Source organism: Pseudomonas sp. PsB (assembly GCF_043658375.1).
In the GTDB taxonomy this organism is placed as follows: Bacteria; Pseudomonadota; Gammaproteobacteria; order Pseudomonadales; family Pseudomonadaceae; genus Aquipseudomonas; species Aquipseudomonas putida_Z.
This window is the reverse complement of the sequence record NZ_JBIGLU010000001.1, coordinates 620,477-646,104: the sequence shown is the minus strand read 5'-3', so window position 1 is coordinate 646,104 and position 25,628 is coordinate 620,477. Positions and strand designations below refer to the sequence as shown.

23 protein-coding genes are annotated in these 25,628 nt (G+C 65.7%); 15 read left to right on the top strand and 8 right to left on the bottom strand.

The features are described from left to right. Window positions 1-63: 63 nt before the first annotated feature. Entirely contained in the window at window positions 64-783 is a 720-nt protein-coding gene (locus ACGLHT_RS02955) for a 16S rRNA (uracil(1498)-N(3))-methyltransferase (RefSeq protein ID WP_137162557.1), read from the top strand. Here ACGLHT_RS02955 and ACGLHT_RS02950 read toward each other — a convergent pair whose 3' ends face one another. From ACGLHT_RS02950 to ACGLHT_RS02920, 7 genes are all read right to left on the bottom strand, one after another. Next, on the bottom strand, window positions 784-1,401 hold the full coding sequence (locus ACGLHT_RS02950; RefSeq protein WP_013974522.1) for a hemolysin III family protein: 618 nt from the start codon (window positions 1,399-1,401) through the stop codon (window positions 784-786). Window positions 1,402-1,558: 157 nt separating this feature from the next. Continuing rightward, entirely contained in the window at window positions 1,559-2,032 is a 474-nt protein-coding gene (locus ACGLHT_RS02945) for a chemotaxis protein CheW (RefSeq protein ID WP_274119846.1), read from the bottom strand. Then, complete coding sequence (locus ACGLHT_RS02940) at window positions 2,025-6,977, bottom strand: Hpt domain-containing protein (RefSeq protein ID WP_274119845.1); 4,953 nt, start codon at window positions 6,975-6,977, stop codon at window positions 2,025-2,027. Before ACGLHT_RS02940 ends, ACGLHT_RS02945 begins: the two co-directional genes overlap by 8 nt. A gap of 48 nt (window positions 6,978-7,025) precedes the next feature. Further along, on the bottom strand, window positions 7,026-9,080 hold the full coding sequence (locus tag ACGLHT_RS02935; protein WP_025340904.1) for a methyl-accepting chemotaxis protein: 2,055 nt from the start codon (window positions 9,078-9,080) through the stop codon (window positions 7,026-7,028). Between the two features lie 11 nt (window positions 9,081-9,091). Continuing rightward, entirely contained in the window at window positions 9,092-9,646 is a 555-nt protein-coding gene (locus tag ACGLHT_RS02930) for a chemotaxis protein CheW (RefSeq protein ID WP_025340905.1), read from the bottom strand. Further along, complete coding sequence (pilH, locus tag ACGLHT_RS02925) at window positions 9,643-10,008, bottom strand: twitching motility response regulator PilH (protein ID WP_025340906.1); 366 nt, start codon at window positions 10,006-10,008, stop codon at window positions 9,643-9,645. The genes ACGLHT_RS02930 and pilH overlap by 4 nt, the downstream gene beginning before the upstream one ends. A gap of 47 nt (window positions 10,009-10,055) precedes the next feature. Next, a complete protein-coding gene (locus ACGLHT_RS02920) occupies window positions 10,056-10,457 on the bottom strand; it encodes a PleD family two-component system response regulator (protein WP_003257770.1) in 402 nt (133 codons plus the stop codon). A gap of 239 nt (window positions 10,458-10,696) precedes the next feature. Here ACGLHT_RS02920 and gshB point away from each other — a divergent pair, with 239 nt between their 5' ends. The 14 genes from gshB to ACGLHT_RS02850 all read left to right on the top strand — a co-directional run bounded on the left by gshB (window position 10,697) and on the right by ACGLHT_RS02850 (window position 24,726). After that, window positions 10,697-11,650, top strand: coding sequence for a glutathione synthase (gene gshB, locus ACGLHT_RS02915; protein WP_025340907.1), 954 nt, complete (start codon window positions 10,697-10,699; stop codon window positions 11,648-11,650). A 91-nt stretch (window positions 11,651-11,741) separates the two neighbouring features. After that, window positions 11,742-12,647: an energy transducer TonB gene (locus ACGLHT_RS02910; protein ID WP_013974528.1), complete on the top strand. Its 906-nt coding sequence runs from the start codon at window positions 11,742-11,744 to the stop codon at window positions 12,645-12,647. A gap of 171 nt (window positions 12,648-12,818) precedes the next feature. Beyond that, window positions 12,819-13,388, top strand: coding sequence for a YqgE/AlgH family protein (locus ACGLHT_RS02905; protein WP_137162560.1), 570 nt, complete (start codon window positions 12,819-12,821; stop codon window positions 13,386-13,388). Continuing rightward, window positions 13,388-13,825 (top strand): Holliday junction resolvase RuvX, encoded by a 438-nt coding sequence (gene ruvX, locus ACGLHT_RS02900; RefSeq protein WP_013974530.1) that lies wholly within the window; start codon window positions 13,388-13,390, stop codon window positions 13,823-13,825. Before ACGLHT_RS02905 ends, ruvX begins: the two co-directional genes overlap by 1 nt. A gap of 49 nt (window positions 13,826-13,874) precedes the next feature. After that, window positions 13,875-14,393, top strand: coding sequence for a bifunctional pyr operon transcriptional regulator/uracil phosphoribosyltransferase PyrR (gene pyrR, locus ACGLHT_RS02895; protein WP_025340908.1), 519 nt, complete (start codon window positions 13,875-13,877; stop codon window positions 14,391-14,393). A 12-nt stretch (window positions 14,394-14,405) separates the two neighbouring features. Continuing rightward, complete coding sequence (locus ACGLHT_RS02890) at window positions 14,406-15,410, top strand: aspartate carbamoyltransferase catalytic subunit (protein ID WP_003257774.1); 1,005 nt, start codon at window positions 14,406-14,408, stop codon at window positions 15,408-15,410. Next, window positions 15,407-16,678, top strand: coding sequence for a dihydroorotase (locus ACGLHT_RS02885; RefSeq protein WP_075046592.1), 1,272 nt, complete (start codon window positions 15,407-15,409; stop codon window positions 16,676-16,678). Before ACGLHT_RS02890 ends, ACGLHT_RS02885 begins: the two co-directional genes overlap by 4 nt. Window positions 16,679-16,935: 257 nt before the next feature. Next, window positions 16,936-17,466, top strand: a complete 531-nt coding sequence (hslV, locus tag ACGLHT_RS02880) for an ATP-dependent protease subunit HslV (RefSeq protein WP_025340909.1) — start codon at window positions 16,936-16,938, stop codon at window positions 17,464-17,466. A gap of 74 nt (window positions 17,467-17,540) precedes the next feature. Further along, the gene (hslU, locus tag ACGLHT_RS02875; protein WP_274119844.1) at window positions 17,541-18,884 is read left to right on the top strand and encodes an ATP-dependent protease ATPase subunit HslU; all 1,344 of its coding nucleotides are present in this window, start codon (window positions 17,541-17,543) and stop codon (window positions 18,882-18,884) included. A gap of 171 nt (window positions 18,885-19,055) precedes the next feature. Then, a complete protein-coding gene (locus tag ACGLHT_RS02870; RefSeq protein WP_003249306.1) occupies window positions 19,056-19,433 on the top strand; it encodes a gamma-butyrobetaine hydroxylase-like domain-containing protein in 378 nt (125 codons plus the stop codon). A gap of 268 nt (window positions 19,434-19,701) precedes the next feature. After that, window positions 19,702-21,381, top strand: a complete 1,680-nt coding sequence (phaC, locus tag ACGLHT_RS02865; protein ID WP_137162561.1) for a class II poly(R)-hydroxyalkanoic acid synthase — start codon at window positions 19,702-19,704, stop codon at window positions 21,379-21,381. 63 nt (window positions 21,382-21,444) lie between these two features. Next, window positions 21,445-22,296, top strand: coding sequence for a poly(3-hydroxyalkanoate) depolymerase (gene phaZ / locus ACGLHT_RS02860; protein ID WP_274119843.1), 852 nt, complete (start codon window positions 21,445-21,447; stop codon window positions 22,294-22,296). 119 nt (window positions 22,297-22,415) lie between these two features. Next, the gene (gene phaC / locus ACGLHT_RS02855; protein WP_274119842.1) at window positions 22,416-24,098 is read left to right on the top strand and encodes a class II poly(R)-hydroxyalkanoic acid synthase; all 1,683 of its coding nucleotides are present in this window, start codon (window positions 22,416-22,418) and stop codon (window positions 24,096-24,098) included. 13 nt (window positions 24,099-24,111) lie between these two features. After that, a complete protein-coding gene (locus ACGLHT_RS02850; RefSeq protein WP_075046596.1) occupies window positions 24,112-24,726 on the top strand; it encodes a TetR/AcrR family transcriptional regulator in 615 nt (204 codons plus the stop codon). 120 nt (window positions 24,727-24,846) lie between these two features. On the opposite strand, the gene ACGLHT_RS02845 is transcribed toward ACGLHT_RS02850, so the two are convergent. Beyond that, on the bottom strand, window positions 24,847-25,620 hold the full coding sequence (locus ACGLHT_RS02845) for a phasin family protein (RefSeq protein ID WP_137162563.1): 774 nt from the start codon (window positions 25,618-25,620) through the stop codon (window positions 24,847-24,849). Window positions 25,621-25,628 lie beyond the last annotated feature (8 nt).

Sequence of the window (25,628 nt, the reverse complement as noted above, 5' to 3'; positions counted from 1 at the left end):
CCGCATTCGCGGGTGAACCCGCTCCCACAGGGACCACCTTCTCCCTTTAGCTTGAGCTCAACCATGAGACTGTCCCGCTTTTTCATCGACGCCCCCCTGAGCCTTGGCGAGCATGACCTGCCCGAAGCCCAGGCCCACTACATCGGCCGCGTACTGCGCATGGCCCCCGGCGACGCCGTGCAGCTGTTCGACGGCAGTGGCCAGGAATACCGCGGCCAGTTGCTCGAAGTGGGCAAGAAAACCGTGCGCGTCAGCCTGGATCAGGCCCTCGCCGGCCAGGCCGATTCACCACTGCACGTGCACCTCGGCCAAGGCCTGTCCCGTGGCGAGCGCATGGACTGGGCAATCCAGAAAGCCACCGAACTGGGCGCCAACGAAATCACCCCGATCGTCAGCGAACGCTGCGAAGTGCGGCTGAAGGACGAACGCGCCGACAAGCGCCTGGCCCACTGGCGCCAAGTGGCGATCAGCGCCTGCGAACAATGCGGCCGCTCGACCTTGCCGGTCATCCACCCGCCTGTGACCCTGGCCGAGTGGCTGAACACTGCCAAGGCCGACCTGAAACTGGTCCTGCACCCGGTGGCCGAACCGCTCACCAGCCATGCCAAGCCTGCCACCCTGGCCTTCCTGATCGGCCCCGAAGGCGGCCTGAGCGAAGCGGAGGTCGACCAGGCCAAGGCTGCCGGTTTCCACGCCGCACGCCTGGGCCCACGCGTGCTGCGCACCGAAACCGCACCGGTGGTGGCACTGTCGGTGGCACAGCAACTGTGGGGCGACTTTTAACTAGCGCACGTAGAACGACACCGCCACGAAGTGCATGAGGCTGCCGGCGATCACGAACAGGTGCCAGATGCCATGCCAGTGGCGGAAGCGGCTGTCGAAGGCGAAGAAGATGATGCCGACGGTGTAGAACACCCCGCCGGCGGCCAGCCAGGCAAAGCCTGCGCTGCCGAGCGAGTGCAGCAATGGCTTGACCGCCACCAGCACGATCCAGCCCATCACCGCATAGATGATGATCGACAGGATGCGCGCCTCGGAGCGCGGCTTGATCTCCTGCAGCATGCCGATCACCGCCAGCCCCCAGACCACCCCGAACAGGCTCCAGCCCCAGGGGCCGCGCAGGCTGACCAGGCAGAAAGGCGTGTAGCTGCCCGCGATCAGCAGGTAGATCGACAGGTGATCGAGCTTGCGCATGATCACCTTCGCCCGCCCGCGAGTGCTGTGGTACAGGGTAGAAATGCTGTACAGCAACAGCAAGGTGCTGCCGTAGATGGAGAAACTGACGATCTTCCACGGGTCGCCCTGCAGGCCCGCGACCACGATCAGCCAGATGGCACCGATACAGGCCAGGACGGCACCGACCAGGTGGGTCCAGGCGTTGAAGCGTTCACCGTAGTACATGCAAATACAGACCTCCTGAGGTGGGCTGGGTTCCTGATGTGATGCTGATGGCCTCTTCGCGGGCATGCCCGCTCCCACAGGTTATCTACTTGCCTTGAAGTGTATGTTTTTCCTGTGGGAGCGGGCGCGCCCGCGAAAGGGCCCTGTGCGTTGCATCCTACCCAAGCTCAGGTTGCAGTTCCGCGTCACGCACCAGCCGTTCCAGCCCGGGCAGGTCCGGCACCCGTGCCACCTGCTCACCCACCTGTACCGCCGCCAGCTCCAGGCGGCCCAGCGCCACATCCACGTAGTTCAGCTGGCTGTCGAGCTTGCACGAGCGCGGTATGTCCTGCAGCAACAACGCCAGGTAGCGCAGGCCGGTATCACCCAGGGCATTGAGCACCACCACGCGGGCCCGCTCGCCGCAGGGGGTCTCGCCACCGCACGCGGCTTCGAAGCCGATCAGCGGCAGGCGCTGCTGGCGCCAGTCGATCCAGCCCAGGTGCCAGGCCGGCTCGCCGCGTTGGCACACCAGGTTGCGCTGGCCACTCAGTTCGGCCACCGCCACGTTGGGCAACACCAGGGTACGGTCGCCCAACGGCAGCAAAAGCCCGGTCAGGCTGCTGCGCTGGCCGGCGATCAGTTCAAGCATGGGTCTGGCTCCAGTGGGCAATGCTCTGCAACAGGACCGACTCCTGGTACGGCTTGCCCAGGTATTCGTTGACGCCGATGGCCGTGGCACGGTCGCGGTGCTTCTGCCCGGTGCGCGAGGTGATCATGATGATCGGCAAGTCTTTCAAGCGCTCGTCACGGCGGATGCGTGTGGCCACCTCGAAGCCGTCCATGCGCGGCATCTCGATGTCCAGCAGCAACACATCGGGGCGGTGTTCTTCCAGCAGTGCCATGGCATCGACCCCGTCCTTGGCCGTCAGCACACTCATGCCGTGGCGCTCCAGCAGGCGGCTGGTGACCTTGCGCACGGTCACCGAATCGTCCACCACCATTACCAGCAACGCCCGCCGTGGCGCCGGGCCGAACACCTGGCGCCGGGCCGCACCGCCACCCGGCAGGCGCGCCAGGCGCCGCTGCTGGCCACGCAACTGGCCCAGCAGGTCGAGAATCAGTACCACCCGCCCGTCGCCCAGCAGCGTCGCCCCCGACAACCCGGCAACCGCGGCAAACTGCGGCCCCAGGCTCTTCACCACGATCTCGCGGCTGGGCGACAGGCTGTCGGCCTGGATGGCGAACGACTGCTCCTGGGAATGCACCAGCAGCACCGGTAGCGGTACGCTCTGCCCGAGCAATGCCGGGCGCGGCATGCCCTGCAGCAGCTCACCCAGGTAGCGCAGCTCGTATTCGTGGCCGGCGTACACATAACGCGGGGCGTCCAGCTGGTAGCACGCCGCCAGTTCGGCCGGCGGCACGCGAACGATGCCCTCGATGGTGTTCAGCGGAATGGCGTACTGCTCTTCGCCCAGGTGCACCATCAGCGCACGGTTGACCGACACGGTGAACGGCAGGCGGATCAGGAAGCGCGCGCCCTTGCCCTGGGCCGACTCGATACTCATCGAGCCACCCAGTTGCTTGACCTCTTCGTGTACCACGTCCATGCCCAGGCCACGCCCGGAAATCTGGGTGATCTTCTCGGCAGTGGAAAAGCCCGGGCGCAGGATGAACTGGAGGATCTCGTGATCGCTCAATTGCGCCTGCGGGTCCAGCAGGCCGCGCTTGATGGCCTTGCGGCGCACCGCTTCCAGTGGCACGCCGGCACCGTCGTCGGTCATTTCGATAACGATGTCCGCGCCTTCGTGCAGCAGATTCAGGTGAATGGTGCCCTGCTCCGGCTTGCCGGCGGCCAGGCGCATTTCGCGGCTTTCCAGGCCATGGTCGACGGCGTTGCGCAGCATGTGCTCCAGCGGCGCCACCATACGTTCGAGCACGCTGCGGTCCAGTTCGCCCTCGGCATTGCCCACCACCAGCTCCACCTGCTTGCCCAATTCGCTGGCCACCTGCCGTACCACGCGCTGCAAGCGTGGCACCAGGCGCTCGAAGGGCACCATCAGGGTCGCGGTCAGGCCTTCCTGCAACTGGCTGTTCACCCGCGCCTGCTGCTGCAGCAGGCTGTAGGCCTCCTGGGCGCGCTGTGCCAGGGTTTCCTTGAGGTCGAGCAAGTCCGAGGCAGACTCGAACAGGGCCCGCGACAGCTGCTGCAGTTGCGAGTGGCGGTCCATTTCCAGCGGGTCGAAGTCGTCATAGGCATCGCCTTCGAACTGCTGCCGGCTGGACATCCGCCCTTGGGTCTCGATATCCAGGCGCAGCAACTGGTCGCGCATGCGTTCGAGGGTGGTTTCCATCTCGTTGAGGGTGAACTGCGCATCGTTTACCTGCTGCTCGATGCGCCCACGGATGATCGAGTGCTCACCGGCCAGGTTGCCCAGCTCGTCGAGCAACTCGGCATCGACCTTGACCATGTCGCCAGGTGCCCGCTCCGGTGCCACCGCCGGCGCCTCACTGGTCGCGGCCTCGACTGGCCCCTGGCCAGCGGCGCTGTCGGCCAGGGCCGAGAAGCTGAAGTTGCGGATGTAGTCGATCAGCGCGGTGGCGGCATGCAACGGCTGCCCCAGGCGCACGGCATCGAGCATGTGCGCCAGGCGGTCATGGCAGTTCTGCAGCAAGGCGAACAGTGGCGCGCTCGGCGGCATACGGCCAGCGGCCAGCAGCTCGTAGAGAAACTCCAGCTCGTGGGCCAGGTCGCCGATCGGCGCAATTTCGACCATGCGTGCCACACCCTTGAGGGTGTGCAGGTCGCGCATCAGGTTGTCCACCTCGACGCTGTTGCGCGGGTCGGCCTGCCAGCGCGCCAGGGCTGCGGCGGCACTCTCGACGATGTCCGAGCTTTCTTCAAGGAAGACTTCCAGCAGCTCTTCGCCTGGGCTTTCCGGCTCTTCGACCAGCGGCTCGGCCACAGCCGGCAGCAAAGGGTTGTGCGCCGCCCCCAGGCCAAGGGTGTCGGCCAGGTCCATGTCCGGGTGCAACGGCGTGACCGTGTCGATGCCCACCAGGCCAGTGGCCTCCGGTGCCAGAGCCTGGCCCAGCAGGTTACGCAGGCTGTCGACCAGCTCCGGCCTTGGCGGGATGTCCTGCCCCGCCGCCACTTCGTCGAGCATGTCCAGCAGGGCTTCATGGGCCCGCTGCACGTGGGCGAAGAAGCGCGCATCGGCGGGCAGGCTGCCCTCCTCCACGGCACCGTACAGGTCGAGCAAGGCCTCGCACACATCATCCATCTGCCACAGGTCGGCCAAGTGTGCGGCATGGCCCAGGGTGGTCAGTTCGTCAAGCAGGGTGTCCAGCGCATCGCGCTGGCCGGGCTGTTCCTGCCAGCGCGACAGCAACGACTCGGCATCCAGCAGGATATCCATGGCCTGGGCCAGGAAACTGGCGATCAACTGCGGGTCGCGCTTGCTGCGCCGCGCATGCTGCGGGTCGTCATGCAAGCTGGCCAGGTGCGCGTCCACCGCCTGGCCAACCTGCTCGATCAGCTCCGCGGCACCGGGGATGGCCGCCAGCGGCGTGCTGTCGAGTTGCGCCAGGCCAAGGTGGAACAGCGAGCGAGCAGCTTCCAGCCATTCGATCTCGGCCATTTGCAGGGGCAGCTGGTGGCCCTTGTATTCACGAGCCAGGCGGTCGAAGGCGGTGGCCAGTTCGGCGACCGGCAACACCCCGGCCATGGCGGCACTGCCCTTGAGCGTATGCAGGGCGCGCTGCAGGCCATCGCTGACCTGCGTATCGTGGCCGTCGGCGCCCTGCAGGAAAGCATCCAGGCTGGCCAGGTGGCCCTGCGCCTCGCTGCGGAAGATGTCGAGCAATTGCGGGTCGAGGCCGTCGATGTCGGCCGCCACCGGGGCATCGTTTTCGGCCAGGGCATGCAGGTGCCCGGCCAGCTGCTCGATTTCCGTCAGTTGTGGCAGCTGGCCGGCGGCAAAGTCGGCCAGCAGGTCGGGCAGGTAGACGAATGCCTGCTGCAGGGCCACCACGCCTTCCGGGCTGAGCACGCTGCGGCCCTCGAGTACCCGGTTCAGCAGGTGCTCGGCGCCCCAGGCCAGCTCGGCCACCGCCTCGGCATGCACCATGCGGCCGCTGCCCTTGAGCGTATGCAAGGCGCGGCGCACTTCTCCCAGTGCCTCGCGCTGCTGGTTGTCGGCACGCCAGCGCAGCCAGTGGCGCTCGATTTCCGGCAGCAGCTCACCAGCCTCGTCGAGAAACACTTCACGCAACTCGTCATCGATGCCATCAGCGCTGCCATCGTGACCTGCGGTGGCCTCGACCAGCGAGCAGTGCACACCCAGCGTCGCCAGGCTGGCGCGCGCCATGTCGATGAAGGGCTGGCCATCCGCCAATGGGTCCGCCACCCGCCATTGCAGGTAGCATTCGGCAGCGCTCAGGGCCTCGGCCAGGTGCGTCAGATCGTCGGCAGGCGGCTCCACTTCCAGGTGCTGCAGCCAACGCTGCACATAGCTGGCGCAACCGGCAAACAGCTCGGCCACGGCCGGCAGCATCAACATCGCCAGCGCACCGCGAATCTGCTGCAACAGCCCTGGCAAGGGTTGCAGGCGTTGCCGCGGCCAGCCGGACTCCAGGCAATCACCGATCAGGTCCTTGGCTTGCTGCAGCACGTTCAGCGACTCGTTCAACACCAGCTGGCGGATTTCGGCCAGGTCCGAGCCCGGCAGGCCGCCCTGGCCGTTTTCCTCCAGCGGGCCGACCATGCCATTGAGCGTGGCCTCCACGTACAGCAGGGCCCCCGCTACATCCATCAACACCGCGTCGTCCACGGCCCGCTCGCCCTGGGCCAGGGCCTGCAACGCCAGCACCTGGTCGATGATCACCCGGCGTGGCTGCTGGAAGCCCAGCACCGCCAGGGTGTCGGCCACGTGGCGCAGCGGTGCCAGCAGGGCATCGAGCTGCTCGCTGTGCTGGCGGTCGCCACGCACGAACTGGTCCAGGCGCTCCTTGATGCGCATCAGGTCGTCGCACAGCGCGGTCACCACCGAGCGCAGGGCATCGCGGCCCGGCCCGGCCTGCAACTGCTCGCGCCAGTTGCCCAGCGACAGGTCGAGGTTGGCCAGGTCGTCGGCACCGGCAAAGCGTTGGGTGGCGCCGCTGATCAGGCTGGCCTGGGCCAACGGCTCCTCGCCACGGCAGGCACGCAGCTGGTTGAGCAGCGGCAGCATCACCAGTGGCAGGTCGTGGCGGGCGCCGCGCAGGCGCTCCAGATACGACGGCAATTGCTCCAGGCCGCGGAACAACGCGCCCAGGCAATCACCGCGGGGGCTGACCTGGCCATCGGCCAGGGCCCTGGCGAACAGCTCCAGTTCTTCAGCCAGGCGCGTGGCGCCGCGCAGTTCGAGCATGCGCAGGCAGCCGTGCACCTGGTGCAGGTTGTCGACCACGAATGCCAGCATCGACAGGTCGCCAGGCTCGCCGGCAAAGCGCTCCAGCGCCTGGCGCGCCTGGCCCAGGCAGTCGAGGATGGCGGCCTTGGTCCAGGCCAGCGCCACTGTGTCGTGGCGATCGGGGCTTACAGCTGCTACAGCCATGGGCACTCCTCGGCGCGGCTTTTCAGTAGAGCTCATCAGTAGGGCTCTTCACTTGGGCTCTGCTGGTGGCGGCAGGGTGAACCCGGACACCGAACGGCGCATCTCGCTGGCCATGCGTGCCAGGTGGCGGATGCTGTCGGCGGTGGCGCCGGAGCCGGCGGAGGTCTGCGCGGTAATCTGCTGGATGACTGCCATGGTGTGGGAGATCTGCCCGGCAGACGAAGTCTGCAGCTGGGCGGCATCGGAGATGCTGTGGATAAGGTCGGCGAGGTTCTGCGAGACGCCTTCGATCTCGGCCAGCGCCACCCCGGCATCCTGGGCCAGGCGGGCACCGCGCACCACCTCGGCGGTGGTCTGCTCCATGGAGATCACCGCCTCGTTGGTGTCGGCCTGGATGGTGCGCACCAGCGCCTCGATCTGCCGGGTGGCCGACGACGAGCGCTCGGCCAGGCGCTGCACTTCGTCGGCGACCACGGCGAACCCACGGCCGGCCTCGCCGGCAAGCGAGGCCTGAATCGCCGCGTTGAGGGCGAGGATGTTGGTCTGGTCGGCAATGTCGTCGATCAGGCTGACGATATCGCCGATTTCCTGGGAAGACTCACCAAGGCGCTTGATCCGTTTGGCGGTGTCCTGGATCTGCTCGCGAATGTTGTCCATGCCGTTGATGGTGTTGTGCACCACCTCGTTGCCCTTGTTGGCGATCGCCACCGAGCGCTCGGCAACCTTGGCCGACTCGTAGGCATGTGCCGAAACCCGGTCGATCGACTCGACCATGTCGCCGACCGCCTCGGATGCCTCGCTGATCTGCTCGGCCTGGTGTTCAGAGGCCTTGGCCAGCTGGCGTGCGGTGTTCTGTGTGTCCTGCACGGCGGCAGCGACCTGCACGGCGCTGTGGTTGATGGTGGCAACCAGGTCGCGCAATTGGTCCACGGAATAGTTGATCGAATCGGCAATGGCGCCGGTGAAGTCTTCGGTCACCGATACGGTCACGGTCAGGTCACCGTCAGCCAGCTCTTCGATTTCGTCGAGCAGGCGCATGATCGCCTGCTGGTTGCGTTCGTTCTTTTCCGCCGTCTCGCGCAGCTGTCGGTTGGTGGTGCGCACCATGACCAGGCCGATGAGGATGATCGAAGCCAACGCCAGCAGGCCCAGGACATAGCCGCCGACAGTGTCGAGGGTGCGCCCGCCGGCCAGGTTCTCGAAACCGTTGGCCAGGTGCGAGGCCTCGTCGAGCAGGGTCTGCGACAGGCTGAAGATGTTGCCGGCAGCCTCGCGTACGCGGAACAGTTCTGGCGAGGTTTCGAGGATTTCATCCACCGAGCCGGCAACGAACTGGAACAGCTCGGCAATTTCAGCCAGGCGCGCACGGGCGTCGGCGTCCTCGACACGGGTCACCTGGATCGCCGCGCTGCCACTGAGCATGCCCTCCAGCACCTGGCCGAAGCGCCCGGCATCACGGCCAAAGGCATCCGCCGCCTGGGCCGCGGTGTCGTCACCGGCCAGCACAGTGTTGACCGAGCCAAGGATGCGTTCGGCCAGCAGCAACTGGCGCTGGGCCACCGCCACCTGGCTGGCCGGGGCGCCGCTCTGCAGCAGGATCTCGACCACTTTCTCGTATTCCACCTGCAATTGCGGCACGGTCTCGGCCAGGGTCGCCGCCACCTGGTGCAGCGACAGCACGGTCTGCTCGCTTGCCAGGATGGTATCGGTGTTCTTGCGCAGGTTTTCCCAGTCGCGGCGTACCGCTTCCATCTCGTCCCGCACCATGGGCGGCGCGGGTGGCAGGCCGGTGGACTTGTCACCTTCACGCAGGTAGCCCCAGCGCCGTTCGAAATCGTTGCGCGCGTCCGACAGCAGCTTGAAGGCCAGGGCCTTGCCGGTGGCGGCTTCGGTGGCGTTCTTGGCGATGCGCTGCGACAGCACCCGCAGTTCGCCGGCGTGGCCGATGTACTGCTTGTCGTAGTTCGACTGGGTGTTCAGGTAGGCAAAGTTGGCGAACAGCAGGATGATCGACAGGATCAGGATCAGGAACAGCACGGTGATCTGCGCGATGCTGCGGGTACGTGGGGTCACGGTGGTGACGGGGGTGGCAGGCTTGTTCACGTTCGCAGGTCCTATAACGCCACATCGAGAAAGCCCGGCGCCTGGGCCAGGGCGAAGGGGCTGAAGATCGCCCAGTTGCGTTCACGCGGGAAGTGCCCCTGCACGAAACGTGCAGCGGCGCGAATCAGCGGCTGTGGTGGCGACAGTTGCAGGCTGTCCAGGGCAAAGTGCTGCAGGCCCAGCACCTCGTCCACCAGCAGGCCGACGAACAGGTCCTCGTGGTCCAGCACCAGCACCCGCCGCTGCTTGCCCGGGGCGGCGTGGCCCAGGCCGAAGAAGCTGCTCAGGTCCATCACCGGCAACAGCCGGCCGCGCAGGTTGGCTACCCCGCACACCCACGGCTGCACACCGGGGACGCGGCTGCTGCGCGGTTCGCGCAGCACCTCGGCCACCTCGCCCATGGGCGCGACGAACCATTGCCCGGCAATACGAAAGCCGATGCCGCTCCACTGTTGCAGGCGGTTGTCCTGCGGCGGCTGGTCGGCGACCAGCAGGCGGCAGCGCCGGTCGATGTCCAGCAACAACTCGAAGGCGGTCAGCGACGCGCCCTGCGGGCGGGTGGTCAAGCCCCCAGCACTTCTTTGAGCTTGGCGATCAGCGCGTCCTCTTCCACCGGTTTGGTCAGGAAGTCACGAGCGCCCTGGCGCGTGGCCCAGATACGGTCGGTTTCCTGGTCCTTGGTGGTGACCACGATCACCGGGATGGCGCTGGTTTCCGGGTCCTTGCTGAGCTGGCGGGTGGCCTGGAAGCCGTTCATGCCGGGCATGACGATATCCATCAGCACCGCGTCGGGCTTGTCCTGCCGGGCCAGGGCCACGCCATCGGCACCGTTGTTGGCCTTGAGCACCTGGTAGCCGTGCTTTTCCAGCCATTCGGTCAATCGGTACATCTCTGTCGGCGAGTCGTCGACAATCAGAACTCGGGCCATGCTGGTTCCCCATCAGGAAAGAAAGACCGTGCCATGGCGGGGCGCGGTCAGGGTGCGTGTTGTTGGGCTGCGGCAAAACCGGGCACGTGGGCGCGGATCGCGTCGAGCAGTTCTTCCTTGCTGAACGGTTTGGTCAGGAACTGGTCGGAGCCGACCACCCGGCCGCGGGCCTTGTCGAACAGGCCGTCACGTGACGACAGCAGAATGACCGGGGTGTCCTTGAAGGCACTGTTGTGCTTGATCACCGCGCAGGTCTGGTAGCCGTCCAGGCGCGGCATCAACACATCGACGAAGATGATGCTGGGCTGGTGGTCGACGATCTTGGCCAGGGCATCGAAGCCATCGCTGGCAGTGATCACCTCGCAGCCCGCTTCACCGAGCAACATCTGCGCGGTGCGGCGGATCGTGCGCGAATCGTCGATCACCATCACCTTCAGGGGTTGTTCCATCTGTTGGGCTACCATTTGCCGAAATCCTGGGGCCGTTGTGGGAGCGGCCTTGCGTCGCGATAAGGGCTGCGCAGCAGCCCCCATGGGCCTGTCATTCAGCGCTATGACTGGCATTTTTAGCACACTCCGGGTGGCCGTTCCATCTGCGGCGCCCCTTGACCGGCGGCGTTCACGGCGCCACCCTGAGCCACTTTTCTTTCGATCCATCGCGGCCACGCGCCGCCAAGAGGAACCACCCCATGAGCGTTCGCCTCGGCATTGTCATGGACCCCATCGCGTCCATCTCCTACAAGAAGGACAGCTCGCTGGCCATGCTGCTGGCCGCCCAGGCACGCGGCTGGAGCCTGTTCTACATGGAACAGCGCGATATGTACCTGGGCGCCGGCCAGGCGCGTGCGCAAATGCGCCCGCTGAAAGTGTTCGCCGACCCGGCCCGCTGGTTCGAGCTGGGCGACGAGCAGGACAGCGCGCTGGCCGAGCTGGACGTGATCCTGATGCGCAAGGACCCGCCCTTCGACATGGAGTTCGTCTACAGCACCTACCTGCTGGAGCAGGCCGAGCGCGAAGGCGTGCTGGTGGTCAACCGCCCGCAGAGCCTGCGCGACTGCAACGAAAAACTGTTCGCCACCCAGTTCCCGCAGTGCATGGCGCCGACCCTGGTCAGCCGCCGCGTCGACATCCTGCGCGAGTTCGCCAACAGCCGTGGTGACGTGATCCTCAAGCCGCTGGACGGCATGGGCGGTGCCTCGGTGTTCCGCCACCGCAAGGACGACCCGAACCTGTCGGTGATCCTGGAAACCCTGACCCAGCACGGCAACCAGCAGATCATGGCGCAGGAATACCTGCCGCAGATCGTCGACGGCGACAAGCGCATCCTGATGATCGACGGCGAGCCGGTGGACTACTGCCTGGCGCGTATCCCGGCCAGCGGCGAAACCCGTGGCAACCTGGCCGCCGGTGGCCGTGGCGAAGCACGCCCGCTGACCGACCGCGACCGCTGGATCGCCGCCCAGGTCGGCCCGACACTGCGCGAGAAGGGCCTGATGTTCGTAGGCCTGGACGTGATCGGCGACTACCTCACCGAAATCAACGTCACCAGCCCCACCTGCATCCGCGAGATCGATGCCGCCTACAACACCGATATCGGCGGGCAATTGATGGATGCCATTGATCGCCAGCTGAAGGCGCGCTGACCGCCGACGCACGGCAACAACCCAGAGTGGGGTATGATGCGGGTCCTTTTGGCCTGGCCTGCTACCCCGCCCTGCGGTTGCTGGAAACCTGATGACGCTGCCCGCTGACATCCCCGCCGACCTGCTGCCCCCCCGTGTTCGCCCGGTGGACCGGCTCGGCTTTACCCTGTTCCTGGCTGCCCTGGTGCACCTGGCGCTGATCCTCGGCGTCGGCTTCAGCGTGGTCAAGCCTGCCGAAATCCGCCACACCATGGACATCACCCTGGCCACCTTCAAGAGCGAGAAACCGCCGGAGAAGGCCGATTTCCAGGCCCAGGACAACCAGCAGGGCAGCGGCACCCTGGACAAGAAAGCGGTGCCCAAGACCACCGAACTGGCACCGTTCCAGGACAGCAAGATCAACAAGATCACCCCGCCACCCGCCGCGAAGCCCGAGGTGGTACCGCCCCCTGTCCCGCAGAAGTCGGCGGTAGTGACCACGGCGCCCAAGCCACAGAAGGTCGAGCCCAAGCCCAGGGAAAGCAAGCCGCAGCCCAAGCCGGCAGCCCCGGCACCGGACTTCGACAGCTCGCAGTTGTCCAGCCAGATCGCCAGCCTGGAGGCGGAGCTGTCCAACGAACAGCAGATGTACGCCAAGCGCCCGCGCATCCACCGGCTCAATGCCGCCTCGACCATGCGCGACAAGGGTGCCTGGTACAAGGAAGAGTGGCGCAAGAAGGTCGAGCGGGTGGGCAACCTGAACTACCCCGACGAAGCGCGCCGGCAACAGATCTACGGCAACCTGCGCATGATGGTGTCGATCAACCGCGATGGCTCGCTGTACGAGGTGCTGGTGCTGGAGTCGTCCGGGCAACCGGTGCTGGACCAGGCGGCGCAGCGCATCGTGCGACTGGCGGCGCCGTTTGCGCCGTTTACCGGGGACCTGGCCGAGTTTGACCGGCTGGAGATCATCCGCACCTGGCGCTTTGCCCGTGGGGACCGTTTGTCCAGTAACTGACCTTCGGCATTACGCGGTCCCTGTGGGAGCGGGTTTACCCGCGAAAGCGTCCGACTAAGCGACATCATTGCCTGATCTGGCGCATTCGCGGGTAAACCCGCTCCCACAGGGAACGCGCAAGCCTCGTTACGCACCTTGTCAGCCTCGCCACCTGGCGCCACACTATCCCCCATGAAAACCCTCACGCCGAGCTACCTCAAGCATCAGTTCCTGATCGCCATGCCGCACATGGCCGATCCGAACTTCGCCCAGACCCTCACGTACATCGTCGAGCACAACGTCCATGGCGCCATGGGCCTGGTGGTCAACCGGCCGCAGGAGCTGAACCTGGCCGACATCCTCGAGCAGCTGCGCCCGGACGAAATGCCACCGGCCAGTACCTTGCAGGTGCCGATCTACCAAGGTGGCCCGGTACAGACCGACCGTGGCTTCGTGCTGCACAGCAGCGAATGCAGTTTCCAGGCCACCGTGGCGCTGGAAGGGCTGTCGCTGACCACCTCGCAGGATATATTGCTTGCCATCGCCGCCGGGGTAGGCCCGAAACAGAGCCTGATCACCCTGGGCTATGCCGGCTGGGAAGCGGGCCAACTGGAAGCGGAGCTTGCCGACAACGCCTGGCTCAACTGCCCGTTCGACCCGGAAATCATCTTCGGCCTGACCAGCGACCTGCGCCTGGAAGCCGCCGCCGCCAGCCTGGGGATCAACCTGAACCTGCTGACCAGCCAGGCGGGCCACGCCTGATGGCCGAACTGCACCCTGAACTGCGTCTGCTGCTGGGCTTCGACTACGGCAGCAAACAGATCGGCGTGGCCGTCGGCCAGGTGGTCACCGGCCAGGCCCGCGAGCTTTGCACCCTGAAGGCACAGAACGGCGTGCCGGACTGGGCCCAGGTGGAAAAGCTGATTGCCGAATGGAAGCCCGACGCCATCGTCGTCGGCCTGCCGCTGAACATGGACGGCACCCCCAGCGAAATGAGCGCCCGCGCAGAAAAGTTCGCCCGCCGCCTGAACGGCCGCTTCAACCTGCCCGTGCACACCCACGACGAACGCCTGACCACCTTCGAGGCCAAGGGCGAGCGCATGGCCCGTGGCGGCCAGCGCGGCAGCTACCGCGACAACCCGGTCGATGCCATCGCCGCCGCCCTGTTGCTGCAAGGCTGGCTGGAGGCCAATACCTGATCATCTTTGCCGCCGGGCCCGCCCGGCGCACCCTTCCGAGGAGCCTGCAATGAGCCTACCCGATCCAGCCGAACTGATTCGGCAGATGGCCGTCGACCTTCGCGCCCACCTGGCCCGCCGGGCAATTACCGAACCGCGCTACATCGGCATCCGCACCGGCGGCGTCTGGGTTGCCCAGGCCCTGCAGGAAGCCATGGGCGACACCAGCCCCATGGGCACTCTGGACGTGTCGTTCTATCGCGACGACTTCAGCCAGAACGGCCTGCACCCGCAAGTGCGCCCGTCCGAGCTGCCGTTCGAGGTCGAGGGCCAGCACCTGGTGCTGGTGGATGACGTGCTGATGAGCGGCCGCACGGTGCGCGCCGCGCTCAACGAACTGTTCGATTATGGCCGCCCGGCCAGCGTCACCCTGGTCTGCCTGCTGGACCTGGATGCCGGCGAACTGCCAATCCGCCCGAATGTACTCGGCGCCACCCTGTCGCTGGCCGCCCATGAACGGGTAAAATTGACCGGACCCGCACCGCTCGCCCTCGAGCGCCAGGACCTCGCCTCCGCTTCCGCCCTTTAAGAGTCCCCCGCGATGACGCCAATCGACGCCAAGCGCCCGCTGCAGCTCAATGATCAGGGCCAGCTGCGCCACTTCCTCTCGCTCGACGGTTTGCCCCGCGAACTGCTCACCGAGATCCTCGACACCGCCGACTCCTTCCTGGAAGTCGGTGCCCGGGCCGTGAAGAAAGTCCCGTTGCTGCGCGGCAAGACCGTGTGCAACGTGTTCTTCGAGAACTCCACCCGTACCCGTACCACCTTCGAACTGGCGGCCCAGCGCCTGTCGGCCGACGTGATCAGCCTGAACGTGTCGACCTCCTCGACCAGCAAGGGCGAGACCCTGTTCGACACCCTGCGCAACCTCGAAGCCATGGCCGCCGACATGTTCGTGGTGCGCCACTCCGACTCCGGGGCCGCGCACTTCATCGCCGAGCACGTGTGCCCGGAAGTTGCCGTGATCAACGGCGGTGACGGCCGCCATGCGCACCCGACCCAGGGCATGCTCGACATGCTCACCATCCGCCGCCACAAGGGCAGCTTCGAGAACCTGTCGGTGGCCATCGTCGGCGACATCCTGCACTCGCGCGTGGCCCGCTCCGACATGCTGGCGCTGAAAGCGCTGGGCTGCCCGGACATCCGCGTGATCGGCCCGAAAACCCTGATCCCGATCGGTATCGAGCAGTACGGCGTGAAGGTGTACACCGACCTCGCCGAAGGCCTGAAGGATGTCGACGTGGTGATCATGCTGCGCCTGCAGCGTGAGCGCATGGCCGGTGGCCTGCTGCCCAGCGAAGGCGAGTTCTACCGCCTGTTCGGCCTGACCACCGCGCGCCTGGCCGGGGCCAAGCCCGACGCCATCGTCATGCACCCGGGCCCGATCAACCGCGGCGTGGAAATCGAGTCGGCGGTGGCCGACGGCAAGCACTCGGTGATCCTCAACCAGGTCACCTACGGCATCGCCGTGCGCATGGCCGTGCTGTCCATGGCCATGAGCGGGCAGAACGCGCAACGTCAATTCGACCAGGAGAACGCCCAGTGACCATCAGTATTCTCGGCGCCCGGGTCATCGACCCCAACAGCGGCCTGGACCAGGTCACCGACCTGCACCTGGACGGCGGCCGCATTGCCGCCATCGGTGCAGCCCCGGCCGGCTTCAGCGCCAGCCGCACGATCCAGGCTGATGGCCTGGTCGCCGCGCCCGGCCTGGTCGACCTCGGCGTGTCCCTGCGCGAGCCGGGCTACAGCCGCAAAGGCAACATCGCCAGTGAGACCCGCGCCGCCGTCGCCGGCGGTGTCACCAGCCTGTGCTGCCCGCCGCAGACCAAGCCGGTGCTGGACACCTCGGCCGTGGCCGAACTGATCCTCGACCGCGCCCGCGAGGCCGCCAACAGCAAGGTCTACCCGATCGGCGCCCTGACCAAGGGCCTGGAAGGCGAGCAACTGGCCGAGCTGGTGGCCCTGCGCGACACCGGCTGCGTGGCCTTCGGCAATGGCCTGAAGGAAATCCCCAACAACCGTACCCTGGCCCGCGCCCTGGAATACGCCGCCACCTTCGACCTGACCGTGGTGTTCCACTCCCAGGACCGCGACCTGGCCCAGGGTGGCCTGGCCCACGAAGGTGCCATGGCCAGCTTCCTTGGCCTGCCGGGCATTCCGGAAACCGCCGAGACCGTGGCCCTGGCGCGCAACCTGCTGCTGGTGGAACAGACCGGCGTGCGTGCGCACTTCACCCAGATCACCAGCGCCCGCGGCGCGCGCCTGATCGCCCAAGCCCAGGCCCTGGGCCTGCCGGTGACCGCCGATGTGGCGCTGTACCAGCTGATTCTCACCGACGAATCGCTGCGCGAGTTCTCCAGCCTGTACCACGTGCAGCCGCCGCTGCGCACCGCCGCTGACCGCGACGGCCTGCGCGAGGCGGTGAAGTCGGGGGTGATCCAGGCGATTTCCAGCCACCACCAGCCGCACGAGCGCGACGCCAAGCTGGCTCCGTTCGGCGCCACCGAGCCGGGCATCAGCAGCGTCGAGCTGCTGCTGCCGCTGGCCATGACCCTGGTGCAGGACGGCCTGCTCGACCTGCCAACCTTGCTGGCCCGCCTGAGCAGCGGCCCGGCGGCGGCCCTGCGCCTGCCAGCCGGCGAGCTGAAAGTGGGTGGCGCGGCCGACCTGGTGCTGTTTGACCCGCAGGCCTCGACCGTGGCCGGCGAGCAGTGGTTCTCGCGCGGCGAGAACTGCCCGTTCATCGGCCACTGCCTGCCGGGTGCGGTGCGTTATACCTTGGTCGATGGGCATGTCTGCCACGAGGCCTGACAAAGCGCACACTCGCTTTGTGTAGGAGCGGCCTTGTGTCGCGATCGGGCCGCAAAGCGGCCCCAGCTAATCTTGCATGATGCCGAGATCCTGGGGCTGCCTTGCAGCCCTTTCGCGACACAAGGCCGCTCCTACATCGACCGAGTACGGTTAAGAGACCGAGCCGACCATTCATCCCCCACGGTTGAAATCCTTCCCCCCACCCCCATATGAGTCTGCATCAGGCACTTTCGCCCCGCTGCGTGGAGACTCTCCCCTTGACCACCATCGTTTCTGTCCGCCGTAACGGCAAAGTCGTCATGGGCGGCGACGGCCAGGTATCCCTCGGCAACACCGTGATGAAAGGCAACGCCAAGAAGGTGCGCCGCCTGTACCACGGCCAGGTCATCGCGGGCTTCGCCGGCGCCACCGCCGATGCGTTCACCCTGTTCGAGCGCTTTGAAGGCCAGCTTGAAAAACATCAGGGCCACCTGGTCCGCGCCGCCGTCGAACTGGCCAAGGAATGGCGTACCGACCGTTCCCTGAGCCGCCTGGAGGCCATGCTGGCCGTGGCCAACAAGGACGCCTCCCTGATCATCACCGGCAACGGCGACGTGGTCGAACCCGAAGACGGCCTGATCGCCATGGGTTCCGGCGGCGCCTACGCCCAGGCCGCAGCCCGCGCCCTGCTGAACAAGACCGACCTCTCGGCCCGTGAAATCGCCGAGACCGCCCTGAACATCGCCGGCGACATCTGCGTGTTCACCAACCACAACCTGACCATCGAGGAGCAGGACCTGGCCGAATAATCAGTTGTTCTGGCGTCCCGCTGCGAGCGGGACTTTTCCACGCTGATTCATTCCGCCCGAGGACCATTTTCATCATGTCCATGACCCCCCGCGAGATCGTCCACGAACTCAACCGCCACATCATCGGCCAGGACGACGCCAAGCGCGCCGTGGCCATCGCCCTGCGCAACCGCTGGCGGCGCATGCAGCTCCCCGCCGAGCTGCGCGCCGAAGTGACCCCGAAGAACATCCTGATGATCGGCCCTACCGGCGTCGGCAAGACCGAAATCGCCCGCCGCCTGGCCAAGCTGGCCAACGCGCCGTTCCTCAAGGTCGAAGCCACCAAGTTCACCGAAGTGGGCTACGTGGGCCGCGACGTCGAGTCGATCATCCGCGACCTGGCCGATGCCGCGCTGAAGATGCTGCGTGAGCAAGAGATCATCCGCGTGCGCCACCGCGCCGAAGACGCCGCCGAAGACCGCATCCTCGACGCCCTGCTGCCACAGGCGCGGGTCAGCAGCTTCGCCGAGGAAGCCGCGCAGACCAGCACCGATTCCAACACCCGCCAGCTGTTCCGCAAGCGCCTGCGCGAAGGCCAGCTGGACGACAAGGAAATCGAGATCGAAGTGGCCGATGCCGTGGGCGTCGAAATTGCCGCGCCGCCCGGCATGGAAGAAATGACCAACCAGCTGCAGAGCCTGTTCGCCAACATGGGCAAAGGCAAGCGCAAGGCGCGCAAGCTGAAGGTTAAAGAAGCACTGAAGATGGTTCGCGATGAAGAAGCGAGCCGCCTGGTCAACGAGGAAGAGCTCAAGGCCAAGGCCCTGGAAGCTGTCGAGCAGCACGGCATCGTGTTCATCGACGAAATCGACAAGGTTGCCAAGCGCGGCAACGTTGGCGGCGCCGACGTGTCCCGTGAAGGCGTGCAGCGCGACCTGCTGCCGCTGATCGAAGGCTGCACCGTCAACACCAAGCTGGGCATGATCAAGACCGACCACATCCTGTTCATTGCTTCGGGTGCGTTCCACCTGAGCAAGCCGAGCGACCTGGTGCCCGAGCTGCAAGGCCGCCTGCCGATCCGTGTGGAACTCAAGGCCCTGACCCCGGAAGACTTCGAGCGCATCCTGCAGGAGCCGCACGCGTCGCTGACCGAACAGTACCAGGCCCTGCTCAAGACCGAAGGCCTGAACATCGAGTTCCTCGCCGACGGTATCAAGCGCCTGGCCGAGATTGCCTACCAGGTCAACGAGAAGACCGAGAACATCGGTGCCCGCCGCCTGCACACCCTGCTCGAGCGTTTGCTCGAAGAGGTGTCGTTCAGCGCTGGCGACCTGGCCAGTACCCATGACGAAGCGCCGATCCAGATCGACGCGGCGTATGTGAACAGCCACCTGGGTGAGCTGGCGCAGAACGAAGACCTGTCGCGTTACATTCTGTAAAACCGCAGGGGGCCGCCTTGCGGCCCATCGCGACACAAGGCCGCTCCTACAGGGGAACGCGATCTCCTGTAGGAGCGGCCTTGTGTCGCGATGGGCTGCAAAGCAGCCCCCTTGCACAATCCCCCGAATCTCCTGAAGCTGTGCACCATCAGCTCCCGAGAGATTCCGTCCATGGCCCGCCTGCCCACCGCCATCAACCTGCACAAAGCCTCGAAAACCCTCAGCCTCACCTACGCCCCCGGCGAGGTCTACCACCTGCCCGCCGAATTCCTGCGCGTGCACTCCCCCTCCGCCGAGGTCCAGGGCCACGGTAACCCCATCCTGCAGTTCGGCAAGATCAACGTCGGCCTCAGCGGCCTGGAACCTGCCGGGCAATACGCACTGAAACTGACCTTCGACGACGGCCATGACAGCGGCCTGTTCACCTGGGAATACCTCGAGCAGCTGTGCCTGCGCCAGGAACAGCTGTGGGCCGAGTACCTCGACGAACTGCACAAGGCCGGGAAATCCCGCGACCCTGCCGAGTCGGTGGTCAAACTCATGCTCTAGCGCAAGGCCTGCAGGATTTAGAGCGCATTTTCTAAAATCATCTGTTTGAATGACTTACAGACAGCCCAGTGACGGGCTGTCTTGCGCATTACATGAAAGTCGGGTAACCAATGGGGGTGGCAAGTTCCCTGCATCAAATTGCAGGTAGTCAGAACCCTCGCAGCACCGCTGTTCCTTATCACTGGTCACCCGAGTAGCAGTACCGGGCTCAGAACTGTGCACCCGCCACAGCAACCGGTACTCGTCTCAGGACAACGGAGCGTCGTAGATGAGTAACAAGAACAACGATGAGCTGCAGCGGCAGGCCTCGGAAAACACCCTGGGGCTGAACCCGGTCATCGGTATCCGCCGCAAAGACCTGTTGAGCTCGGCACGCACCGTGCTGCGCCAGGCCGTGCGCCAACCGCTGCACAGCGCCAAGCATGTGGCCCACTTTGGCCTGGAGCTGAAGAACGTGCTGCTGGGCAAGTCCAGCCTTGCCCCGGAAAGCGACGACCGTCGCTTCAATGACCCGGCATGGAGCAACAACCCACTTTACCGCCGCTACCTGCAAACCTATCTGGCCTGGCGCAAGGAGCTGCAGGACTGGATCGGCAACAGCGACCTGTCGCCCCAGGACATCAGCCGCGGCCAGTTCGTCATCAACCTGATGACCGAAGCCATGGCTCCGACCAACACCCTGTCCAACCCGGCAGCAGTCAAACGCTTCTTCGAAACCGGCGGCAAGAGCCTGCTCGATGGCCTGTCCAACCTGGCCAAGGACCTGGTCAACAACGGTGGCATGCCCAGCCAGGTGAACATGGACGCCTTCGAGGTGGGCAAGAACCTGGGCACCAGTGAAGGCGCCGTGGTGTACCGCAACGATGTGCTGGAGCTGATCCAGTACAACCCCATCACCGAGCAGGTGCATGCCCGCCCGCTGCTGGTGGTGCCGCCGCAGATCAACAAGTTCTACGTATTCGACCTGAGCCCGGAAAAGAGCCTGGCACGCTACTGCCTGCGCTCGCAGCAGCAGACCTTCATCATCAGCTGGCGCAACCCGACCAAAGCCCAGCGCGAATGGGGCCTGTCCACCTACATCGACGCGCTCAAGGAGGCGGTCGACGCGGTGCTGGCGATTACCGGCAGCAAGGACCTGAACATGCTCGGTGCCTGCTCCGGCGGCATCACCTGCACGGCATTGGTCGGCCACTATGCCGCCCTCGGCGAAAACAAGGTCAATGCCCTGACCCTGCTGGTCAGCGTGCTGGACACCACCATGGACAACCAGGTCGCCCTGTTCGTCGACGAGCAGACTTTGGAGGCCGCCAAGCGCCACTCCTACCAGGCCGGTGTGCTCGAAGGCAGCGAGATGGCCAAGGTGTTCGCCTGGATGCGCCCCAACGACCTGATCTGGAACTACTGGGTCAACAACTACCTGCTCGGCAACGAGCCGCCGGTGTTCGACATCCTGTTCTGGAACAACGACACCACGCGCCTGCCGGCCGCCTTCCACGGCGACCTGATCGAAATGTTCAAGAGCAACCCGCTGACCCGCCCGGACGCCCTGGAGGTTTGCGGCACTCCGATCGACCTGAAACAGGTCAAATGCGACATCTACAGCCTTGCCGGCACCAACGACCACATCACCCCGTGGCAGTCATGCTACCGCTCGGCGCACCTGTTCGGCGGCAAGATCGAGTTCGTGCTGTCCAACAGCGGCCACATCCAGAGCATCCTCAACCCGCCAGGCAACCCCAAGGCGCGCTTCATGACCGGTGCCGATCGCCCGGGTGACCCGGTGGCCTGGCAGGAAAACGCCACCAAGCATGCCGACTCCTGGTGGCTGCACTGGCAAAGCTGGCTGGGCGAGCGTGCCGGCGAGCTGAAAAAGGCGCCGACCCGCCTGGGCAACCGTGCCTATGCCGCTGGCGAGGCATCCCCGGGCACCTACGTTCACGAGCGTTGAGCTGCAGCGCCGTGGCCACCTGCGGGACGCCACGGTGTTCATTTCACCCCATGAGTCACGCGCATGCCGCAACCCTACATCTTCAGGACCGTCGAGCTGGACAACCAGTCCATCCGCACCGCCGTCCGCCCGGGCAAACCGCACCTGACGCCGTTGCTGATCTTCAACGGCATCGGTGCCAACCTGGAGCTGGTGTTTCCGTTCATCGAGGCACTGGACCCGGACCTGGAAGTCATTGCCTTTGACGTACCCGGGGTCGGCGGCTCGTCCACGCCGCGCCACCCATACCGCTTCCCCGGGTTGGCCAAGCTGACGGCACGCATGCTCGACTACCTCGACTACGGCCAGGTCAATGTCATCGGTGTGTCTTGGGGCGGCGCCCTGGCCCAGCAGTTCGCCCACGATTACCCCGAACGCTGCAAGAAACTGGTGCTGGCCGCCACCGCAGCCGGTGCGGTGATGGTGCCAGGCAAGCCCAAGGTGTTGTGGATGATGGCCAGCCCACGGCGTTACGTGCAGCCGTCGCATGTCATCCGCATTGCGCCGACGATCTATGGCGGCGGCTTCCGGCGTGACCCCGAACTGGCCATGCAGCACGCCTCCAAGGTGCGCTCCGGCGGCAAGATGGGCTACTACTGGCAGCTGTTCGCCGGGCTCGGCTGGACCAGCATCCACTGGCTGCACAAGATCCAGCAACCGACCCTGGTGCTGGCCGGCGACGACGACCCGCTGATCCCGCTGATCAACATGCGCCTGCTGGCCTGGCGGATTCCCAATGCCCAGCTACACATTATCGACGACGGTCATTTGTTCCTGATCACCCGGGCCGAGGCCGTCGCCCCGATCATCATGAAGTTCCTTCAGCAAGAACGACAGCGCGCCGTCATGCACCCTCGCCCGGCTTCGGGCGGGTAAATCGATGCGGCCTTCTTCGCGGGCGCGCCCGCTCCCACAGGGATGGCGCCGAACCTGTGGGAGCGGGCATGCCCGCGAAGGTCTCGACAGCGAAATGGCTTAGACGAGGGAGTGTTGCCATGAAAGACAAACCGGCCAAAGGAACGCCAACGCTTCCCGCCACCAGCATGAACGTGCAGAACGCCATCCTCGGCCTGCGCGGTCGTGACCTGATTTCCACGCTGCGCAATGTCAGCCGCCAAAGCCTGCGTCACCCGCTGCACACCGCACATCACCTGTTGGCCCTGGGTGGCCAGCTGGGCCGGGTGATACTGGGTGACACACCGCTTCAGCCGAACCCGCGCGATCCGCGCTTCAGCGACCCGACATGGAGCCAGAACCCGTTCTACCGGCGCGGCCTGCAAGCCTACCTGGCCTGGCAGAAGCAGACCCGCCTGTGGATCGAGGAAAGCCACCTGGACGACGATGACCGGGCCCGTGCGCACTTCCTGTTCAACCTGATCAACGATGCCCTGGCGCCAAGCAACTCGCTGCTCAACCCGCTGGCGGTCAAGGAACTGTTCAACAGCGGTGGCCAGAGCCTGGTGCGCGGCGTGGCCCACCTGCTCGATGACCTGCGCCACAATGACGGCCTGCCACGCCAGGTCGACGAGCGCGCCTTCGAAGTGGGCGGCAACCTGGCCGCGACTGCCGGCGCCGTGGTGTTTCGCAACGAGCTGCTGGAACTGATCCAGTACAAGCCGATGAGCGAAAAGCAGCACGCCCGGCCACTGCTGGTGGTGCCGCCACAGATCAACAAGTTCTACATCTTCGACCTCAGCTCGACCAACAGCTTCGTCCAGTACATGCTCAAGAATGGCCTGCAGGTGTTCATGGTCAGCTGGCGCAACCCCGACCCGCGCCACCGCGAATGGGGCCTGTCCAGCTACGTGCAGGCCCTGGAAGAAGCGCTCAACGCTTGCCGCAGCATTAGCGGCAACCGCGACCCCAACCTGATGGGCGCCTGCGCCGGCGGCCTGACCATGGCCGCACTGCAGGGCCACCTGCAGGCCAAGCACCAGCTGCGCCGGGTGCGCAGCGCCACCTACCTGGTCAGCTTGCTGGACAGCAAGTTCGAAAGCCCCGCCAGCCTGTTCGCCGACGAGCAGACCATCGAGGCCGCCAAGCGCCGCTCCTACCAGCGCGGTGTGCTGGATGGCGCCGAGGTGGCGCGGATCTTCGCCTGGATGCGGCCCAACGACCTGATCTGGAACTACTGGGTCAACAACTACCTGCTCGGCAAGACACCACCAGCCTTCGACATCCTGTACTGGAACGCCGACAGCACGCGCCTGCCCGCCGCGCTGCATGGCGACCTGCTGGACTTCTTCAAGCTCAACCCGCTGACCCACCCAGCCGGCCTGGAGGTATGCGGCACACCCATCGACCTGCAGAAGGTCGAGCTGGACAGTTTCACCGTGGCCGGCAGCAACGACCACATCACCCCGTGGGATGCGGTGTACCGCTCGGCCTTGCTGCTGGGTGGCGACCGGCGCTTCGTGCTGGCCAACAGCGGGCACATCCAGAGCATCATCAACCCGCCCGGCAACCCCAAGGCCTACTACCTGGCCAACCCCAAGCTGTCCAGCGACCCGCGTGCCTGGCTCCACGATGCCAAGCGCAGCGAAGGCAGCTGGTGGCCGTTGTGGCTGGAGTGGATCACCGCGCGCTCCGGCCCGCTCAAGGCACCGCGCAGCGAACTGGGCAATGCCACCTACCCACCGCTGGGCCCCGCGCCGGGCACCTACGTGCTGACCCGATGAGCATGCCGACTGGATGAAGACTCGCGACCGTATCCTCGAATGTGCCCTGCAGCTGTTCAACCAGCAGGGCGAACCGAACGTATCCACCCTGGAAATTGCCAACGAACTGGGCATCAGCCCTGGCAACCTCTACTACCACTTCCACGGCAAGGAGCCGTTGGTGCTGGGGTTGTTCGAGCGCTTTGAAGAAGCGCTGATGCCCTTGCTCGACCCGCCGCTGGAGGTACGCCTGGACGCCGAGGATTACTGGCTGTTCCTGCACCTGATCGTCGAACGCATGGCGCAGTACCGCTTCCTGTTCCAGGACCTGTCGAACCTGACCGGGCGCCTGCCCAAACTGGCCCGCGGCATGCGCAACCTGATCAACGCGCTCAAGCGCACACTGGCGGCGTTGCTGGCCAGCCTCAAGGGCCAAGGGTTGGTAGAGAGCGAGACCCAGGCGCTGGGGCAACTGGTGGAGCAGATCACCCTGACACTGATGTTCTCGCTGGATTATCAGCGGGTACTGGGGCGCGAGGGGGATGTGGGGATTGTGGTGTACCAGGTGATGATGCTGGTGGCGCCGCATCTGCAGGCCCAGGCGCGGGGGGCGGCGGAGCAATTGGCGGTGCGGTATCTGGAGGGGTAAGCCTGTTGATTCGGTGTCGCGGCTTTCGCGGGCATGCCCGCTCCCACAGGTGAAATGCAGTGCTCGAGTGCACACAGGACCTGTGGGAGCGGGCAAGCCCGCGAAGATGGCGACGCGGTATCAGATCAGGGTACCGGTGCCTGTCTGTGCCGAAGGCGGGTTGCTGGCCGGAGCCGCAGTGGGCGCCGAAGCTGCGCTAGCGGCCGGAGCGGCGCTGGCCGCTGGAGCTGCCGGCTTGGCGGCTGCCGGCTTGGCCGGTGCTTTCTTCACTGCAGGCTTCTTCGCCACAGCCGGTTTGGCCGCTGCCGGTTTCGCCGCAGGCTTGGCCGCCGCAGTCTTGGCAGCAGGTTTAGCCGCTGCGGCCTTGGCTGCCGGCTTGGCTGCCGCGGTTTTTGCCGCAGGCTTGGCCGCTGCCGTCTTGGCCAGTGGCTTGGCCGCCGCCTTGCTCGCAGCCGGTTTGGCTGCAGTGCGCGACGAAATCGGGGTAACCGAAGCGCCGGTGAGTTTCTCGATCTGCTTGGTCAGGCTGTCCACCTGCTGGTGCAGGGCCTTGATCTCGTTGCGGCTCGGCACGCCAAGGCGCGAGATGGCACTGTTCAGGCGCTTGTCGAAGGCCTCTTCGAGTTCGCTCCACTTGCCTAGCGCACGGTCCTTCACGCCCGACACACGCGAAGTGGTCGACGACTTGGCAGTTTCAGCAACATCTTCTGCGGTCTTCTTCGCCTGTTTCTCGGCCTTCTCGCCATCCTTTACCAGCGAGTCGAACAGCTTCGGGCCGTCCTGGTCGATCTTCGAATAGATACCAAGCCCCGCCAGCCAGATCTTGCGGGAGTACTTCTCGATCCCGCCGACCCAGGAGCTGCCTTCTTTCTCGGAATTCTTCTTGCCAGCCATCCTGCTCT

What these genes read in the sequence shown, in the direction of transcription:
- ACGLHT_RS02890 (WP_003257774.1), top strand. Translation starts at nt 14,406, where the DNA reads ATGACGCCAATCGACGCCAAGCGCCCGCTGCAGCTCAATGATCAGGGC.
- gshB (WP_025340907.1), top strand. Translation starts at nt 10,697, where the DNA reads ATGAGCGTTCGCCTCGGCATTGTCATGGACCCCATCGCGTCCATCTCC.
- phaZ (WP_274119843.1), top strand. Translation starts at nt 21,445, where the DNA reads ATGCCGCAACCCTACATCTTCAGGACCGTCGAGCTGGACAACCAGTCC.
- phaC (WP_137162561.1), top strand. Translation starts at nt 19,702, where the DNA reads ATGAGTAACAAGAACAACGATGAGCTGCAGCGGCAGGCCTCGGAAAAC.
- ACGLHT_RS02940 (WP_274119845.1), bottom strand. Translation starts at nt 6,977, where the DNA reads ATGGCTGTAGCAGCTGTAAGCCCCGATCGCCACGACACAGTGGCGCTG.
- ACGLHT_RS02845 (WP_137162563.1), bottom strand. Translation starts at nt 25,620, where the DNA reads ATGGCTGGCAAGAAGAATTCCGAGAAAGAAGGCAGCTCCTGGGTCGGC.
- ACGLHT_RS02905 (WP_137162560.1), top strand. Translation starts at nt 12,819, where the DNA reads ATGAAAACCCTCACGCCGAGCTACCTCAAGCATCAGTTCCTGATCGCC.
- phaC (WP_274119842.1), top strand. Translation starts at nt 22,416, where the DNA reads ATGAAAGACAAACCGGCCAAAGGAACGCCAACGCTTCCCGCCACCAGC.
- ACGLHT_RS02955 (WP_137162557.1), top strand. Translation starts at nt 64, where the DNA reads ATGAGACTGTCCCGCTTTTTCATCGACGCCCCCCTGAGCCTTGGCGAG.
- ACGLHT_RS02910 (WP_013974528.1), top strand. Translation starts at nt 11,742, where the DNA reads ATGACGCTGCCCGCTGACATCCCCGCCGACCTGCTGCCCCCCCGTGTT.
- ruvX (WP_013974530.1), top strand. Translation starts at nt 13,388, where the DNA reads ATGGCCGAACTGCACCCTGAACTGCGTCTGCTGCTGGGCTTCGACTAC.
- ACGLHT_RS02950 (WP_013974522.1), bottom strand. Translation starts at nt 1,401, where the DNA reads ATGTACTACGGTGAACGCTTCAACGCCTGGACCCACCTGGTCGGTGCC.
- ACGLHT_RS02850 (WP_075046596.1), top strand. Translation starts at nt 24,112, where the DNA reads ATGAAGACTCGCGACCGTATCCTCGAATGTGCCCTGCAGCTGTTCAAC.
- ACGLHT_RS02870 (WP_003249306.1), top strand. Translation starts at nt 19,056, where the DNA reads ATGGCCCGCCTGCCCACCGCCATCAACCTGCACAAAGCCTCGAAAACC.
- pilH (WP_025340906.1), bottom strand. Translation starts at nt 10,008, where the DNA reads ATGGCCCGAGTTCTGATTGTCGACGACTCGCCGACAGAGATGTACCGA.
- hslU (WP_274119844.1), top strand. Translation starts at nt 17,541, where the DNA reads ATGTCCATGACCCCCCGCGAGATCGTCCACGAACTCAACCGCCACATC.
- ACGLHT_RS02920 (WP_003257770.1), bottom strand. Translation starts at nt 10,457, where the DNA reads ATGGAACAACCCCTGAAGGTGATGGTGATCGACGATTCGCGCACGATC.
- pyrR (WP_025340908.1), top strand. Translation starts at nt 13,875, where the DNA reads ATGAGCCTACCCGATCCAGCCGAACTGATTCGGCAGATGGCCGTCGAC.
- ACGLHT_RS02945 (WP_274119846.1), bottom strand. Translation starts at nt 2,032, where the DNA reads ATGCTTGAACTGATCGCCGGCCAGCGCAGCAGCCTGACCGGGCTTTTG.